We start from the raw sequence: 17510 nt of genomic DNA on the forward strand, positions 1-17510 counted from the left end.
TTCAATATTTCGAGTGTATATGTCTGTATTACAAGTATTAACATTACCAGATGATCGTCTACGTACCGTGGCGAAACCGGTAAAAGAAGTTACCCCAGAGATTCAAAAGTTCGTTGATGACATGATTGAAACCATGTACGACGAAGAAGGTATCGGCCTTGCGGCAACGCAGGTAGATTTCCACCAGCGTATCGTAGTCATTGATATTTCAGAAACGCGTGATGAACCAATGGTTCTTATCAACCCTGAAATTATCGAGAAGCGCGGCGAAGATGGTATCGAAGAAGGTTGTCTATCTGTACCTGGCGCTCGAGCTCTAGTACCTCGCGCAGCAGAAGTAACGGTTAAAGCACTAGACCGTGACGGCAACGAATTCACCTTCGACGCTGATGACCTTCTGGCTATCTGTGTTCAACACGAGCTTGACCACCTAGAAGGCAAGTTGTTTGTTGATTACCTATCGCCACTTAAGCGTAAACGTATTCAAGATAAGCTAGCGAAAATCAAACGCTTCAATGAGAAGCAAGGCAAATAATCGCAGCTACTACTAAATTAAGAAGGAAGCCTACCTTGAGTCAGTCTTTAAGAATTGTCTTCGCAGGTACTCCGGATTTCGCCGCCCGTCACTTGGCGGCGTTGTTGTCTTCGGAGCATGAAGTTATTGCTGTTTACACACAGCCAGATCGTCCAGCAGGCCGCGGTAAGAAACTGACTGCGAGCCCAGTAAAAAACATCGCACTTGAAAATAACATTCCGGTTTACCAACCAGAAAACTTCAAGTCAGATGAAGCTAAGCAAGAATTAGCAGATTTGAATGCTGACATCATGGTAGTTGTTGCTTACGGCTTATTGCTTCCACAAGTGGTTCTAGATATACCTCGCTTAGGTTGTATCAATGTACACGGCTCTATCCTACCGCGCTGGCGTGGTGCTGCTCCAATTCAACGCTCTATCTGGGCGGGTGATAAAGAGACTGGCGTTACGATCATGCAGATGGATATCGGCCTAGACACAGGTGACATGCTAAGTATCGCTACGTTACCAATCGAAGCAACAGATACCAGTGCTTCCATGTACGAAAAGTTAGCGGGCCTTGGCCCTGACGCGCTTGTTGAGTGTTTAGCTGACATCGCTTCAGGCAAAGCAGTCGCTGAAAAACAAGACGACGAACTTGCTAACTACGCGAAGAAGCTAAGCAAAGAAGAAGCGCGTATCAACTGGAGTGATGACGCGGCTCATATTGAGCGCTGCGTTCGTGCTTTCAACCCATGGCCAATGAGCCACTTTGAAGCTGAGGAAAACAGCATCAAGGTATGGCAAAGCCGTGTGGCAGAGCAAACTTCTGATAAGCCTGCAGGTACTATTCTGCAAGCGGATAAAACGGGTATCTATGTGGCAACAGGGCAAGGCGTACTTGTTCTTGAACAGCTGCAAGTACCAGGTAAAAAAGCCATGTCAGTTCAGGATATCTTGAACTCTCGTGCAAGCTGGTTTGAAGTTGGAACTCAACTTTCTTAACCGCTTTAAAGCTGCCATAACGCAGTTTAGAAAACCTTTACGAGGGCAGAGATGCCCTCATGTATTCAAATAAATATTCGGTACCCCTCATGAATGTTCGCGCTGCTGCTGCAAATGTCCTATTTCAAGTTGTCGATAAAGGCCACTCTCTTTCACACGCTCTCCCTGCGGCTCAAAAAACGATCCGCCCGCGAGACCATGCTCTACTGCAAGAGATTTGCTACGGCGCACTTCGTTACCTGCCTCGTCTAGAGTCAATCGCTAACGAACTGATGGAAAACCCGCTTAAAGGTAAAAAGCGCGTATTCCACCACCTAATTTTGGTGGGCATTTACCAACTGAGCTTCATGCGCATCCCTTCGCATGCAGCTGTTGCGGAAACGGTTGAGGGTACCAAAACACTGCGCGGTCCAAGCCTAAGTGGTTTGATCAATGCAGTATTACGTAGCTACCTACGTGACCAAGAAGAGCTGGATGAAAAAGCGGTTAGCCACAACGCGGGCAAATACGGCCACCCAAGCTGGATTCTAAAAATGCTTCAAGAAAGCTACCCAGAACAATGGGAACAACTGATTGAAGCCAACAACAGCAAGGCACCAATGTGGCTGCGCGTAAACCGCCAACACCACACTCGTGACGAGTATGTTGAACTGCTTAAAAACGAAAACATTGAATACACCCTGCACTCAGAAGCAGCGGATGCAATAAAATTGGCTTCACCTTGTGATGTGACTTTATTGCCAGGCTTCGATAAAGGCTGGGTTTCAGTACAAGACGCAGCGGCTCAGCTTTCTGTAGATTACCTAACACCAAAAGATGGTGAGCTAATCCTAGACTGTTGTGCAGCCCCAGGCGGTAAAACCGCACACATTCTTGAACACACCAACGACACTGAAGTGGTTGCGATTGACTGTGATATTAAACGCCTAGACCGTGTTTACGATAACCTTGAACGTCTACAATTGCGTGCCGACGTCATTTGTGGCGATGCTCGCTACCCTGAAGAATGGTGGATGGGCGACAAATTTGACCGCATCCTGCTTGATGCTCCTTGTTCTGCGACTGGCGTAATCCGTCGTCACCCAGACATCAAGTGGCTACGTCGTGCATCAGATATTGAAGCACTAGCGGAGCTACAAAGTGAGATTATGGATGCAATGTGGCGCCAGCTGAAAGAAGGCGGCACTATGGTTTACGCAACATGTTCTATCACACCACAAGAGAACGTTCTGCAGGTGAAAGCATTCCTAGAACGTACTGAGAACGCGACGCTAGTTGGGTCTGATATCGAAAATCCGGGTCGTCAAATACTGCCTGGTGAAGAAGATATGGATGGCTTCTACTACGCAGTTCTAGTAAAACAGGCATAACAATTAACAGCGGCTAAGAATTTTATTTCTTAGCCGCTGTTTCTTTCTAGTGCATTATCAAAGCAAAATGAGAACACTAGAATTACAACGGCAAAAATAAGAGAAAGGCTATGAAGATCATTATCCTAGGTGCTGGACAAGTAGGCGGTACCCTTGCTGAAAACCTAGTGGGTGAAAACAATGACATCACGATCGTCGACCGTAATGCCGACCGACTACGTGAACTTCAAGATAAATATGACCTTAGGGTTGTAAACGGCTATGCCAGCCACCCAAACACATTACGTGAAGCGGGTGCGCAAGATGCCGACATGTTGGTTGCAGTAACCAACATGGATGAAACCAACATGGCCGCGTGTCAGGTTGCCTTCTCTCTTTTTAATACGCCAAACCGAATTGCACGTATTCGTTCTCCAGAATATCTGGAAGAGAAAGAAGCGCTGTTCAAATCAGGCGCAATCCCTGTCGATCACCTGATCGCACCAGAAGAACTGGTGACCAGCTACATTGAGCGTTTGATTCAATACCCAGGCGCACTACAAGTGGTGAGCTTCGCAGAACAGAAAGTCAGCCTAGTGGCGGTAAAAGCCTACTACGGTGGTCCACTGGTTGGTAATGCCCTGTCTGCTTTACGTGAGCACATGCCGCACATCGATACACGTGTGGCGGCTATCTTCCGTCAAGGTCGCCCTATTCGCCCACAAGGCACCACCATCATTGAAGCCGATGATGAAGTGTTCTTTGTAGCGGCAAGTAACCATATCCGTTCAGTAATGAGTGAACTACAGCGCCTAGAGAAACCGTACCGCCGCATTATGATCGTTGGTGGTGGTAACATCGGTGCAAGCCTAGCGAAACGCCTTGAGCAGAGCTACAGCATCAAGCTTATCGAGCGCAGCTATACACGTGCAGAGAAGCTATCTGAAGAATTAGAAAACACCATCGTATTCTGTGGTGATGCAGCAGACCAAGAGCTGCTGACCGAAGAGAACATTGATCAGGTTGATGTATTCATTGCCCTAACCAATGAAGATGAAACCAACATCATGTCGGCAATGCTGGCTAAGCGCATGGGTGCTAAGAAAGTAATGGTACTGATTCAGCGCGGTGCCTATGTAGACCTTGTGCAAGGCGGTGTGATTGACATTGCAATCTCCCCACAACAAGCGACCATTTCTGCGCTACTTACTCACGTTCGTCGTGCTGATATTGTTAACGTATCCTCTCTACGTCGCGGTGCTGCTGAAGCTATCGAAGCGATTGCCCACGGTGACGAAACCACATCGAAAGTGGTTGGCCGAGCGATTGGCGATATCAAACTACCACCAGGTACCACTATTGGTGCGATTGTTCGCGGAGAAGAGGTGCTTATTGCGCACGATAGAACCGTGATCGAGCAAGATGACCACGTAGTAATGTTCCTAGTAGACAAGAAGTACGTGCCTGATGTTGAGTCTCTTTTCCAACCGAGTCCGTTCTTCTTGTAGCCTTTTTTTCATAAGTCTTCACGTAGAACGCGCTCAGGCATTAAGCTATGGTCAATTTTCGTCCTATATTATTAGTGATAGGGTTAGTGTTATCAAAACTGGCCCTTTTCATGTACATCCCAACACTAGTAGCCTTCTTTACCGGTACCGGTGGTTTTCTCGAATTCGGTCAATCAGTGGTGATCACGCACATCGTAGCGTTCATCTGCTTGAGCTTGGGCCGCTCTGCTAAGTTCCGACTCGGGGTGCGGGATATGTTCCTGATCACCTCTCTGGTATGGACAATAGCCAGTGCCTTCGCCGCACTGCCGTTTGTGTTCATCAATCACATCAGCTTTACCGATGCCTACTTTGAAACTATGTCCGGTATTACCACAACAGGTTCAACGGTATTAAGTGGCTTAGACGGCATGGCACCAAGCATCCTACTGTGGCGCTCGATATTGCAATGGCTTGGTGGCATTGGTTTCATCGTAATGGCGGTGGCAGTACTGCCGATGCTTAACGTCGGTGGTATGCGCCTATTCCAAACGGAATCTTCCGATTGGTCCGATAAAAGCAGCCCACGAGCAAAAACCGTCGCCAAGAACATCGTAGCGGTTTATCTGGTATTAACGGGCTTATGCCTAGTGAGCTACCTGTTTGCAGGCATGAGCGTGTTTGATGCCATCAACCACTCGTTTACCACACTATCGACTGGCGGTTACTCGACTTCAGATGGCTCGATGAACCACTTCTCAAATAGCGCTCACTGGGTGGGCACAGTATTCATGTTCCTTGGTGGCTTACCATTCCTGCTATTCGTTAGCGCATTACGCGGTAGAAAACTGTCTATCCTCTACAAAGATGCTCAGGTGAAAGGCTTCACTTACCTGTTCTTATTCACCAGTGCGGTCATTTCAACATGGCTTGTGGTGCGAGATGGTTACACCGTTTTGGATGCACTGCGTGTCTCTATGTTCAACATCGTATCCGTGGTCACCACTACCGGCTTTGGTTTAGAAGACTTCACAGCATGGGGCGCATTACCAACCACCTTGTTTGCCTTCTTGATGATGGCGGGGGCATGTTCAGGTTCAACCTCGGGTGGTATCAAGATCTTCCGCTTCCAAATAGCAATGACGATGCTTCACAAACAGATGATGAAACTGATTCACCCGTCAGGTGTGTTTGTTCAACGCTACAACCAGCGTCCTGTGAGCGACGATATCGTGCGCTCATTGGTAGCATTTGGTTTGATGTTCTTTATTACGATTATCTTGATCGCTGGCGGTTTGAGTGCGATGGGATTGGACCCAATCACCAGTATCTCTGGTGCCGTGACTGCAGTTGCTAACGTGGGTCCGGGAATGGGTAGTGTTATTGGTCCAACAGGTAACTTTGCTCCACTGCCAGACGGTGCTAAATGGTTACTAAGCTTCGGCATGTTGATGGGAAGACTCGAGATCCTGACACTTATCGTTCTATTCTTCCCTGCCTTCTGGCGACGCTAGTTACACAAATATTTAAGGATACAGAGATGAGATCATACCTACTTATCGCAAGCGCACTGCTGAGCAGTTCAGCATTAGCCGATCAGATGGTGACTCTGCAAGATGGCAAACAGATATTGCTGAAAGATGATTTTACGTGGCAATACGTAACACCACAGCAGAAAACCAAAGAAGCAGTAACATCAAAGAGCACGGTGCCTGTTGCTGCCGCACCTGTTGTCGCCGTTCCGATTGCAACGAATGTGCAAGGTACGACGATTGTTGTAGATAGCAAGAAGCCAAGCCTACAGCTGTCACAATCAGGGGTTGATGTGGTACTCGGTGCTAGCCACTATGAAGATGGTGAGCTTATTATCCCAACGGCGATTACCAATCAAAGCACACAAGCTGTGATCTTGGTGTCGGTAAAGCTCGACCTGTATTCTGCCAGCGGTGAGCTTTTAGAAGAGAAGACGGTCGCCGTTTGGAAATCAATCAAGCGTATGGCAAATACCTACCTTCGACCAAAAACGGATTCTGAAGGCACCTCGATCAAGCTAGAGGTTGAGCAACATCCTGAGTACCAAATTAAAGCAGAAATCGTTGAAGTACTGACTCGCTAAACCGGAGTCACATACAGATAGATCGCGAAGAAGTGGCAAGCGCAGCCCGCCAATACAAACAAGTGCCAGATGGCATGATTGTAAGGGATGCGTTTTGCTACGTAGAAAATCACACCTAACGAGTAAATCACGCCACCGAGTGCTAGTAGCACCAAGCCGCCCATCTCAATATTCATCGCCAGTTGATACACCACGATCAATGACAACCAGCCCATAGCTAGGTAAGTCACCAATGACAAGCGCTTAAATCGGTAGACGAAGGCTATCTTCATAATGATGCCGGCCAGCGCAATTCCCCAAATCACCGCCATCAATCCCATGGCTAATGGCGTTCTTAAGCTAACCAGTAAGAATGGTGTGTAGCTGCCCGCGATCAGTAAGTAAATCGCGCAGTGATCGAGAGTTTTCAGCAGACGTTTGGTTTTCTCGGTGGTGATAGAGTGGTAAAGCGTAGAAGCAAGAAACAGCAGAATAATACTGCTGCCATACACCGCCATACTGGCAATCGTCAGTGTGTCGGCTTGATGGTCAAACGCACGGATCAGTAGCAGGATTAGACCAACCACGCCAAGTACAACGCCTAAGCCATGGGTTATCGCATTGGCGCGTTCTTCGATGTCACTGTATTCGCTCGCCGATGATGTAGACATGATTATCCTACTAGAGTAAATGTTCGATAACGCTAGTATTACACATTAAGCGTACACGTGTAAGCTTAAATTTTTATGACATGTAAAGCTCTGAGAGATCGAAGACAGTGATCCCTTAGACATCATTTATTCAGAAGAATATTAAGACGCGTTTTCTAGATACTCAATGACTATCTTACCCGCCTCTTCTGGGGAGGTATCAAGTGGCACGCTCAGCTGTCGATGTAATTGACCAATACCCAACAAGCTTGCCAACATACCTTTTGCGCCGTCACGATTACGGTCTATTTCAAACCATAGCTTAAGTTCTTTCTCATCACGATGAGCAACCACCTCCAGCTCGCGCCAGCGACCATGATATGGCCCAGTAGTTGGAACAAACTCAAACTCTTGAACAAACGGCAGTTCAAAGCCATCAACCGCTTCACACTCAACCTGACGAATACGTAGCCCTTGAGCCTCCAGTTCATTGAAAATGCCATCAAGGAGTGCATCTGGGCGAACCGTTAAGATATCTTTATCCGACGGATCGATCGCCATCGCAATGTCTAATCCAGTTTCCAGCCATACCTTAGAATCGCCAATCGTCACCGGTGTGTTCAACGGAACATCAAACTCACACTCAAAGTCGCGAGTTTCACCCGGCTGAATCACAAACGCGTATGGCAGGCTCCATTTCGCTAGTGAGTATGTCTGATGCATGCGGCGTGTTTGGCCGCCCTCTTGCCTTTGCGAGTTCATGGTGACTTCTTTGACGTAACGACAGCACAGATTAAGATCGATATTGTCGATCTCCTGCGGCTGAGCGCCACCATACACATGCACAATAATGCTCGCCTTTTGCCCTGGATACAGCACTTCCTGTTGCAATACAGAATCGACCTTAGCCGACCCAATACCAAAACTTGCTAACGTTTTCTTTAAGAACGACATATGCACCTCCTTTAAAGCATCATCTTAAGCCTGAAAGAGGTTCAAACTCAAATATACTGCTCACACAATTTTAACTCTAATATCGTCTATTTATCACTCAAGCGTCGATCGATAACTGAGATAGTGATAATCTAATACCCGATATGCATGCATATCATTATCCTGATTTATTATTCGGATTGGCGGAAGCCAGACGAGTGACTCTTCAAGCAATTGAGGCGGATCTCATAGTGAATCAGGCCATTAGATTGGCAATGGATATGCCTGACCGTTAGGTAAATTAATGCGCCCAACAGCTGTCAGGTTCTCGCACACCAACCGTAGTGCGATGCGTCGTCGTAGTGGCTTTGTTGCTGCTCCAATGGCAAAGAAATTGGCTCCTACAATGACTTTAGTTGAGAAGACTGCTTTATTAGCACCGACTACAACAAAAGTAATTAAAGCCGCTTAACAAAAAGCGCAGTTTTTACTGCGCTTTTTTCTTGCCCGACATACTCTGGAAATGCGTTTACACATTGGTATTCCTTAACCGATTTGATACCTTAACCACAAATCATTATAAAATTTGTGGAGAATAATGTATGAAGTGTCACCGCATAGAAGAACTGCTTGAACTGATGGAGCCAGAGTGGCAGAAAGATCAAGAGCTTAACTTATTAGAGTTCATCATTAAGCTGTCAAAAGAAGCAGGCTACGATGGCAAGCTTGCAGACCTGACTGATGATGTACTTATCTACCATCTGAAAATGCGCAACAGCGAAAAAGATGAAATGATTCCTGGCCTTAAAAAAGACCAAGAAGACGATTTCAAAACCGCAATCCTAAAAGCGCGTGGCCTACTTTAATCACCTCTGTGTGTTAAAACGCCATTGCGTTATAGATAAATAGCTCAATTTAAAAAAGCGACCACTCGGTCGCTTTTTTGTTTCTGTTCGCTATTTTTTCGTCACAACTGTTATGACTTTTGTTGTTAAAGGTTGATTGCGTTAAAGAAATGAGAACAAGATTGTCGCTATAATCGCCACCCATAAGGATCTTCTAAAATATAAGAGTGAGTGCTCTTTCAGCCTTGCACCAAACTTAAGCTTAGATCCTCTAACATCATATTTTTAAAGCAATGTCGTCAATACTCTCGAAGAAGGGTATAGCCACCAAAAGGATAGTCCATGAGTCAGGATAAAATCGATATCAAAGATGTGACTCCTAAAACCTTTAATCCTAAGACACATAAAGGTAATGGAGATCGATTTAACCCAAGTAACCGAATCTATGTTCGAGAAAGCAAAGGTAAATTCCAACAATTACGCCGCTACGGTGGTTGGTTCTTACTTTTACTTTTTGCGCTGATCCCATGGATTCCATTTGGTGAGCGACAAGCAATCTTGCTCGATATTGGTAGCCAACAGTTCAACTTCTTTGGCACCACTCTATACCCGCAAGATCTGACCCTACTCGCAATCTTATTCATGATTGCCGCATTTGGCCTGTTCTTTATCACCACCTTTTTGGGCCGCGTATGGTGTGGCTACCTGTGCCCACAAACCGTGTGGACCTTCATGTACATCTGGTTCGAAGAGAAACTGGAAGGTGCTGCCAATAAGCGAAGAAAACAAGATTCCGGCAAACTGACCACCAATCTAATGGTCAGAAAAACCCTCAAACACATTGCGTGGTGGGCGATTGCGATTGCGACCGGTTTAACCTTTGTCGGTTACTTCATTCCAATCAAAGAGCTGGTGGTTGGCTTCTTTACCTTTAATTCATCGTTCTGGCCTGTGTTCTGGGTGCTGTTCTTTGCAGGCTGTACTTATGCCAACGCTGGTTGGATGCGTTCGATTGTGTGTCTGCACATGTGTCCTTATGCTCGCTTCCAATCTGCGATGTTTGATAAAGACACCTTTATCGTAGGCTACGATAACAAGCGTGGTGAGAACCGTGGACCTCGTTCTCGCAAGGCGGATCCAAAAGCGCTTGGTCTTGGCGACTGTATTGACTGTAACTTGTGTGTGCAAGTGTGTCCGACGGGCATTGATATCCGTGACGGCCTGCAATACGAATGTATTAACTGTGGTGCGTGTATTGATGCTTGTGACAAGACCATGGAGCGTATGGGCTATGACAAAGGACTGATTAACTACACTACGGAGCATAGGCTTGAAGGACGATCGACTAAAGTAATGCGTCCTAAGTTATTGGGCTATGGTGCAATACTTGTTCTTATGCTTGGCTTGTTCTTTGTACAAATCGCTAGCGTCGACCCAGCAGGATTAAGCGTTCTGCGTGATAGAAACCAACTGTTCAGAGTCAACACTCAAGGGCTAGTTGAAAACACCTATACCCTCAAAGTGATCAATAAGACTCAACAAGAACAAGAGTACAAGCTCGAAGTCAACGGATTACCAGGTGCAATTTGGTACGGCAAGCAGACTGTGACGGTTGCTCCGGGCGAGGTTTTGAACCTACCTATCAGTCTAGGTGCCGATCCTGAGAAACTGAGCTCACCTGTTTCGACAATTCAGTTTATACTCTCGGATAATGAAGAGTTTACGATGGAAGTAGAAAGCCGCTTTATCAAGAAGCTCTGATACTAATCACACACGATTGGTATAACACCTAATAAATGGAAAAAGGCTCAGTAATGAGCCTTTTTTATTATATGACGATGCAAGCCTTTAACTTTGATAACCTGACCCCCGACTTCATGTGGTACGCACTGGAGAGCATTGGGGTACGAGCTGAGTCCGGGCTCCTTGCTCTGAACAGCTACGAAAACCGGGTCTATCAATTCACCGATGAAGACCGTAAACGCTACGTCGTTAAGTTTTATCGCCCTCAGCGCTGGAACAAAGCACAGATCCAAGAAGAACATGACTTCGCACTGGAGCTCATCGACCAAGAAATTCCCATCGCGCCTCCAATGCGTATCAATGGTGCTACCTTGCATGAGTATCAAGGCTACCTGTTCGCGCTATTTGAGAGCGTCGGTGGCAGACAGTATGAAGTGGATAATCTGGAGCAATTAGAAGGCGTTGGCCGTTTCCTTGGCAGAATTCATAAGGCGAGTGCAGCGAAAACCTTTCAGCATCGTCCGACGATCAGCCTAAATGAATATCTGCATCAACCACGTAAGATATTAGAAAACTCTCAGTTTATCCCGATGCATCTAGAGAGCGCCTTCTTTAACGACATCGACTTGCTGATCAAAGAGTTAGAGAGTCAATGGCCGAACAACGTTGAGAACATCCGCCTGCATGGTGATTGCCACCCAGGTAATATCTTATGGCGCGATGGACCAATGTTCGTCGATCTCGATGATGCACGTAACGGCCCAGCCGTCCAAGACCTATGGATGCTGCTCAATGGTGAACGCCAAGATAAGCTGATGCAACTGGATATTCTGCTAGAGAATTACCAAGAGTTTTGCGATTTTAATAGCTCACAACTGAAACTAATTGAGCCCCTGCGCGGTCTACGTATGGTGCATTACATGGCATGGTTAGCTAAGCGATGGGACGACCCAGCGTTTCCGTTGGCCTTCCCATGGTTCAATGACCCTAAATATTGGGAGCAACAAGTACTTGCTTGTAAAGAACAAATTGCTACCCTGCAAGAGCCACCACTTTCGTTAATGCCTCAGTGGTAACCGCAATCGCAACATATAACTAGATAAAAATTCAAACATAATGGAGATTGAATAAATGAAAAAGCTATTCGCATTTTTCTCATTGATCATGTTGAGCCTGTCAGCTCACGCTGCGAAATTTAACGAAGGTGAGCACTATAAAGTTCTTGATCTAAAAGCATCAAAGAAACCTATGGTAACTGAATTCTTCTCGTTCTACTGCCCACACTGTAATAGCTTTGAACCTATCATCCAGCAGCTAAAACAGCAGTTACCGAAAGACGCTACGCTGCAGAAAAACCATGTTTCATTCATGGGTGGCAAGATGGGCCTGCCAATGAGCAAAGCTTACGCGACTATGATTGCACTAAAAGTCGAAGACAAAATGGTACCAGTGATGTTTAACCGCATTCACAATATGCGCAAGCCACCACGCGATGAAGCAGAACTGCGTCAAATCTTTATAGATGAAGGGATTGATGCGAAGAAGTTTGATGCGGCTTACAACGGCTTTGCAGTAGATTCCATGGTTCGTCGCTTTGATAAAGCATTCAAAGATAGCGGCCTTTCTGGTGTTCCTGCCGTTATAGTAAATAATCGTTACCTAGTAGAAGCACAAGGCATCAACGGCCTAGATGAATACTTCGAATTGGTTAACTTCTTACTGAAAAAGTAAAAAATCAAAATCCAAATTAAGGAAGCTTTGGCTTCCTTTTTTGCACCAGGCACTTTTTAGTTATCTCTCACAAAAATATTGTTTGGGGACACGGTTCAGTCAAAACTTATAAGACACACGATAAAGTGAACTTTTAAGCGTTATTGTTTTCTACAGCTTTTTATCAATATCGATTTATTGCTACCAATCACTGGGGCAAGGAGCCTCTGAATGAAAATCAAATATACATTATTAGCGCTTAGTGTTGCCGCTGCGCCCGCATTTGCCAAGCTTGCTGATGAGCAAGGCTTCAGTGGTGAAATCTCTATCAACACAGGTGTCACATCTTCGACCTCAAACTTTAATACCGACGCTGACAGTAAGATCTCCTCAACCAATCAAAAAGCTTCGTCTGATAGCTCATTTTTAGTTTCACCTCTCGGCCACATTGCTTATACCTTTGGTGAAACGCTAAACCATCAGGTTTATACTGGTACTGCACGTGATGACGTGGCAACGGGTACTGTAGTGCTTGAGTTAGGTTATAAATACCAGCTTAATTCTGGCATGGTGATTGACGCATCCATTCTGCCGACGATAATGTCTGGTGAAACTTGGGCTGATCCATACAACACGAGCTCATCTCGCAGTAAAACCGATGAAACCGGAAATGCGTTCCGCCTAAAACTAGAGAGTATTGCTGGCTCTGCGTTCTCACTGGATATGGCTTATGCGACCAAAGATGTGAAAAGCGATTTAGTTGAAGACGCGCTAAAACGCGATGCCGATACCTTCTACATAAAAGGTCAGTATCGCCAACCTATCAGCAGCACCATGATGTTAGTGCCGTCTTTAATTTATCAATCCAGTGACGCAGAAGGCGATGCGGCATCGTTCGAACAGTTCGGTGGTGAGGTTAGCTTGTTTGGTGGTATGGGTCGTCACCAATACGCACTAACAGCGGGTTACAATCAGCGCTCTTACGATGCAAGCAGCATGACTTTCCAAAAGAAGCGCAGTGATGACAACATCAACCTATTCGCCGCATATGAATATGATCAATTCATGGATTGGGAAAACTGGTCGTTCGTCTCCCTTGCAGGTTACGGCACAAGCGACTCGAACATTACCTTCTATGATGAGTCTCAATACATCGTTTCAGTTGGCTTGAACTACAAGTTCTAATCCAACCAACACAGATAAACTATCAAACCAAAGCCTGCATCTATGCAGGCTTTTTTCTGCTTTTCACTACACAGCTTGTGCCGTAAGTTGCTTCAACAACCTATCCATCGCGCGGTAACCAAGTGCTTCCGATAAGTGTTTCTTTTCTATCTGTTCATGACCGTCCAAATCAGCGATGGTGCGTGCGACCTTGATGATTCGGTGATAGGCACGAATCGACAACCCTAAACGATGCAGCGCTGTCTCGAGAAACTCCGCATCTTCGCGTCGCAGTGGACAGTACTTTTCAATTTCTCGACTACCGAGCAGTGCATTCGATTTATGGTTCCTAGACAACATGGTTTGACGAGCCTGTTTAACCCTTTGCTTCACGACTTGGGTGGTTTCGCCGCGATCACCACCTTCAGCGAGCGTTCCTTTAGGCAGAAGTGGGATCTCTAGAGACATATCAAACCGATCAAGCAACGGACCTGATAGCCGATTGAGGTAGCGCAATATAATCTGCGGGTTAGCGCGTGCTTGATTACCCTCATAGTAACCAGTCGGGCTAGGGTTCAATGCTCCGATTAATTGGAAGCGCGCAGGAAAGCGAGTTTTGCCTGCCACCCGCGAGATTATGATTTCACCCGACTCCAGTGGTTCTCGCAATGAATCGAGCACCTTGCGCTCAAACTCGGGCATCTCATCAAGAAACAGTAGGCCATTATGCGCCAAAGAGATCTCGCCGGGCCGAGGTACAGAGCCACCACCTACCAGTGCCGCCATTGAACTCGAATGATGTGGAGCACGAAAAGGACGTTGCTTCCAGTTGTACTGATTAATCTCTTGTTGAGTCAAAGAGGCGACCGATGCCGTTTCCATCGCTTCGTCATCACTCATGTCAGGTAACAAATCACGCAGACGAGACGCCAACATGGTCTTGCCCGTTCCGGGAGGCCCGAGAAAAAGTAAGTTATGGTTACCCGCCGCTGCTATCTCCAACGCTCGCTTACCTTGTTGTTGACCAATGATGTCTTGCAAGTCGCGAAGCTCAGATACATCGACTTGATGTTGCTCAGTGCGATACAACCCCAATTGAGCCTGTCCACAAATATCCGCACAAACTTCTAACAGGGTTTGAGCCGACTTATGGGCCCCCTTACCCACTAGGGCCGCCTGATCGCCATTGTGATGCGGTACAACCAAACAGCGCTCGACACTGTCCGCAGCCAATGTCGCTGGTAGTACTCCTTTCACTGAACGCAGCTCTCCAGACAGTGCCAACTCACCAATAAATTCATGCTGCGCTATTTTTGATGTGGGTAACTGATCAGAGGCGACCAAAATCCCAAGCGCGATTGGCAAATCAAAACGACCTCCCTCTTTGGGCAAATCCGCAGGAGCAAGGTTGACCGTGATTCTTTTCGATGGAAACTCAAAGCGAGAATTAATGATGGCACTTCTGACTCTATCCTTGGACTCTTTAACCGTTGTCTCAGGTAAGCCCACCAGCGTGAAACCGGGCATTCCGTTACTAATATGCACCTCAACCGTCACTTCTGGCGCCTCAACCCCCACACTAGCCCGACTATGAATTATCGCGAGTCCCATAAGTTTCCTTTCTCTTTGATTTAAAAGTATTCGCTCTGGATATTCGTTGCGCACCAAAGCAATAAGATTGTTATATAGCTTGGTGGAATGGTGTTTTAATGTGAAAAAAGAATGACATTTTCCTTGTCATGCGACAGATTTGTGTGATAACACTAGAGATGTAGACATTTACTGAACAGAATAAACAAGAAAACTCGAATTATATGAACTTTAACGCTCGCATTTACGCACTGATTAACCTGATTATCGTAGTCATTATTGAGACTGCGCGGGGGCGAGTGGGAAAAAAGTAACCACGAATTAGAAAAAACCCCCGCACTGACAAGTCCGGGGGTTTTTTCTAATTTATAGGTTCGAATTTTATATTTTTGAACATTTTCGGCTTTGCCGATTTACAGGAAGAATGGGAGCACAAGATGTGCAGAGACAAAGGAAAAAGTTACCAAAATAAAGGTAATACGGGAGAATTCCGATGAAAGGCGCAGAACTAGTTGTATCCGCACTAAAGCAGCAAGGAATTGAGACCGTATTTGGCTACCCAGGCGGTGCCATCATGCCAATCTACGATGCACTTTATGACGGCGGAGTTGAGCACATCTTATGTCGCCATGAGCAAGGCGCGGCCATGGCTGCGATCGGTATGGCTCGTGCAACACAAGATGTGGCAGTATGTATGGCAACCTCAGGTCCAGGTGCTACTAACTTAGTAACAGGCCTAGCCGATGCCTTTATGGACTCTATTCCACTGGTCGCTATCACAGGTCAGGTAGCAAGTTCCCACATCGGTACCGATGCATTCCAAGAGATGGATGTGATTGGTATGTCTCTATCATGTACTAAACACAGCTACCTAGTTACCGACATTGAAGAGCTAGCTCCAACACTAGCCGAAGCGTTTGTGGTCGCGAAATCGGGCCGACCTGGCCCAGTTATCGTTGATATCGCCAAAGATGTTCAACTGGCTGAAGCTCCGGTAACCACTCTTCCTGAATTTACTCCCCCTGCAATTCCGGTAGCAACGACTGATGCTATTGAGCAGGCGCAGCACTTCTTATCTCAAGCTACCCGCCCTGTTTTATACGTAGGTGGTGGCGTTCAATTAGCAAAAGCGACCGATGCCGTTCGCGAGTTTTTGCGCCTTAACCCAATGCCAGCAGTTAGCACATTGAAAGGCTTAGGTACTATTGAGCGTGACGACCCGCACTACCTTGGTATGCTTGGTATGCACGGCACCAAAGCCGCTAACCTAGTGGTTCAAGAGAGTGACTTACTGATCGTTGTTGGTGCTCGTTTTGATGACCGAGTAACTGGCAAGCTTGATACCTTTGCACCACACGCGAAAGTTATCCATATCGACATCGATGCGGCTGAGTTCAGTAAACTGCGTCTTGCCGATGCGCCAATTCGTGGCGACATCAACAAGATCATGCCTCAACTTGAATTGAGCCAAGACATCTCCTCTTGGGTTCATCACTCAGAAGGCCTACGCAGCTCATTCAAGTGGCGCTATGACCACCCAGGCGATCTGATCTTTGCTCCACTGCTGTTAAAGCAACTGTCAGACATGATGCCTGCAAGCTCTATCGTTTCAACCGATGTGGGCCAACACCAGATGTGGGCTGCACAGCATATTCAACCTCGCGATCCACAAAACTTCATCACCTCTGCTGGTCTAGGCACTATGGGCTTTGGTTTACCAGCCGCGATGGGTGCTTCGGTTGGCCGTCCTGATGACCAATCTATTCTTATCTCTGGTGATGGCTCGTTCATGATGAACGTGCAAGAGCTGGGTACGCTAAAACGCCGCCAAATCCCAGTGAAGATGGTACTGCTAAACAACTCTCGCTTGGGCATGGTTCGCCAATGGCAATCGCTGTTCTTTGATGGTCGCCACAGTGAAACCATCTTAGATGACAACCCTGACTTCGTGATGTTAGCGAAAGCCTTCGATATCCCGGGCAAAACCATCACTCGTAAAGAAGAAGTAGAGCCCGCTCTAAAAGAGATGTTAGAGAGCAAGACGGCTTACCTACTTCATGTTCTTATCGATGAAGAAGAGAACGTATGGCCACTAGTACCGCCAGGTGCTTCAAACAGTGATATGTTGGAGAACACATAACATGAAAAGATACCTATTAGACATCAAAGCCGATGATAAGCCAGTACTACTAGAGCGTGTTCTTCGTGTTATTCGTCACCGTGGCTTTATCGTTAAACAAGTAGCCGGCACTCAGAACCATGAAAGCAAGATCGCTAGCGTTGAAATCATTGTCGACAGTGAACGTCCGATTTCCTTCTTGGTCAATCAAATCGAAAAACTGTGGGATGTACGTACCGTTGACGTTATCTCTATCAGTCGTAATGAATTGCCAAACAACAACTTACAACAAAAGATAAGTGCATAA

At 46.4% G+C, this 17510-nt stretch carries 17 protein-coding genes; 14 read left to right on the plus strand and 3 right to left on the minus strand.

Annotation, left to right across the window (positions count from 1 at the left end; genetic code table 11):
- Positions 1-19: 19 nt before the first annotated feature.
- From def to OCV52_RS15620, 6 genes are all read left to right on the plus strand, one after another.
- Complete coding sequence (gene def / locus OCV52_RS15595; RefSeq protein WP_004739338.1) at positions 20-535, plus strand: peptide deformylase; 516 nt, start codon at positions 20-22, stop codon at positions 533-535.
- Between the two features lie 35 nt (positions 536-570).
- Positions 571-1518, plus strand: coding sequence for a methionyl-tRNA formyltransferase (gene fmt, locus OCV52_RS15600; RefSeq protein ID WP_137407552.1), 948 nt, complete (start codon positions 571-573; stop codon positions 1516-1518).
- A gap of 89 nt (positions 1519-1607) precedes the next feature.
- The gene (gene rsmB, locus OCV52_RS15605; protein WP_060983483.1) at positions 1608-2888 is read left to right on the plus strand and encodes a 16S rRNA (cytosine(967)-C(5))-methyltransferase RsmB; all 1281 of its coding nucleotides are present in this window, start codon (positions 1608-1610) and stop codon (positions 2886-2888) included.
- A 110-nt stretch (positions 2889-2998) separates the two neighbouring features.
- Positions 2999-4375, plus strand: coding sequence for a Trk system potassium transporter TrkA (trkA, locus tag OCV52_RS15610; RefSeq protein WP_004739332.1), 1377 nt, complete (start codon positions 2999-3001; stop codon positions 4373-4375).
- 47 nt (positions 4376-4422) lie between these two features.
- Positions 4423-5868: a TrkH family potassium uptake protein gene (locus OCV52_RS15615; RefSeq protein ID WP_137407553.1), complete on the plus strand. Its 1446-nt coding sequence runs from the start codon at positions 4423-4425 to the stop codon at positions 5866-5868.
- A 26-nt stretch (positions 5869-5894) separates the two neighbouring features.
- A complete protein-coding gene (locus tag OCV52_RS15620) occupies positions 5895-6470 on the plus strand; it encodes a DUF3157 family protein (RefSeq protein WP_137407554.1) in 576 nt (191 codons plus the stop codon).
- Here OCV52_RS15620 and trhA read toward each other — a convergent pair.
- Positions 6467-7120: a PAQR family membrane homeostasis protein TrhA gene (trhA, locus tag OCV52_RS15625; RefSeq protein ID WP_137407555.1), complete on the minus strand. Its 654-nt coding sequence runs from the start codon at positions 7118-7120 to the stop codon at positions 6467-6469. The two genes, OCV52_RS15620 and trhA, sit on opposite strands and share 4 nt — an antisense overlap.
- 141 nt (positions 7121-7261) lie before the next feature.
- Positions 7262-8053, minus strand: coding sequence for a sporulation protein (locus OCV52_RS15630; protein WP_137407556.1), 792 nt, complete (start codon positions 8051-8053; stop codon positions 7262-7264).
- A gap of 283 nt (positions 8054-8336) precedes the next feature.
- Here OCV52_RS15630 and OCV52_RS15635 point away from each other — a divergent pair, with 283 nt between their 5' ends.
- From OCV52_RS15635 to OCV52_RS15660, 6 genes are all read left to right on the plus strand, one after another.
- Positions 8337-8504, plus strand: coding sequence for a hypothetical protein (locus tag OCV52_RS15635; RefSeq protein WP_170222445.1), 168 nt, complete (start codon positions 8337-8339; stop codon positions 8502-8504).
- Between the two features lie 130 nt (positions 8505-8634).
- Entirely contained in the window at positions 8635-8898 is a 264-nt protein-coding gene (locus OCV52_RS15640; protein ID WP_137407557.1) for a YihD family protein, read from the plus strand.
- Positions 8899-9219: 321 nt separating this feature from the next.
- Positions 9220-10638 carry a cytochrome c oxidase accessory protein CcoG gene (gene ccoG / locus OCV52_RS15645; RefSeq protein ID WP_137407558.1) on the plus strand — a complete coding sequence of 473 codons (1419 nt, stop codon included), beginning with the start codon at positions 9220-9222 and terminating at the stop codon, positions 10636-10638.
- A 71-nt stretch (positions 10639-10709) separates the two neighbouring features.
- On the plus strand, positions 10710-11696 hold the full coding sequence (locus OCV52_RS15650; RefSeq protein WP_137407583.1) for a serine/threonine protein kinase: 987 nt from the start codon (positions 10710-10712) through the stop codon (positions 11694-11696).
- A 55-nt stretch (positions 11697-11751) separates the two neighbouring features.
- A complete protein-coding gene (locus OCV52_RS15655; protein WP_004739316.1) occupies positions 11752-12351 on the plus strand; it encodes a thiol:disulfide interchange protein DsbA/DsbL in 600 nt (199 codons plus the stop codon).
- Positions 12352-12561: 210 nt separating this feature from the next.
- Positions 12562-13515 (plus strand): DUF2860 domain-containing protein, encoded by a 954-nt coding sequence (locus tag OCV52_RS15660; protein WP_137407559.1) that lies wholly within the window; start codon positions 12562-12564, stop codon positions 13513-13515.
- Between the two features lie 66 nt (positions 13516-13581).
- Here OCV52_RS15660 and OCV52_RS15665 read toward each other — a convergent pair whose 3' ends face one another.
- Positions 13582-15105: a YifB family Mg chelatase-like AAA ATPase gene (locus OCV52_RS15665; RefSeq protein ID WP_137407560.1), complete on the minus strand. Its 1524-nt coding sequence runs from the start codon at positions 15103-15105 to the stop codon at positions 13582-13584.
- 472 nt (positions 15106-15577) lie between these two features.
- Between OCV52_RS15665 and ilvG the strand changes: the two genes are divergently transcribed.
- Both ilvG and ilvM read left to right on the plus strand, forming a co-directional pair.
- Positions 15578-17224 carry an acetolactate synthase 2 catalytic subunit gene (ilvG, locus tag OCV52_RS15670; protein WP_137407561.1) on the plus strand — a complete coding sequence of 549 codons (1647 nt, stop codon included), beginning with the start codon at positions 15578-15580 and terminating at the stop codon, positions 17222-17224.
- A 1-nt stretch (position 17225) separates the two neighbouring features.
- Positions 17226-17510, plus strand: coding sequence for an acetolactate synthase 2 small subunit (ilvM, locus tag OCV52_RS15675; RefSeq protein WP_004739310.1), 285 nt, complete (start codon positions 17226-17228; stop codon positions 17508-17510).

It is taken from the genome of Vibrio chagasii (assembly GCF_024347355.1).
GTDB classification, from domain to species: domain Bacteria; phylum Pseudomonadota; class Gammaproteobacteria; order Enterobacterales; family Vibrionaceae; genus Vibrio; species Vibrio chagasii.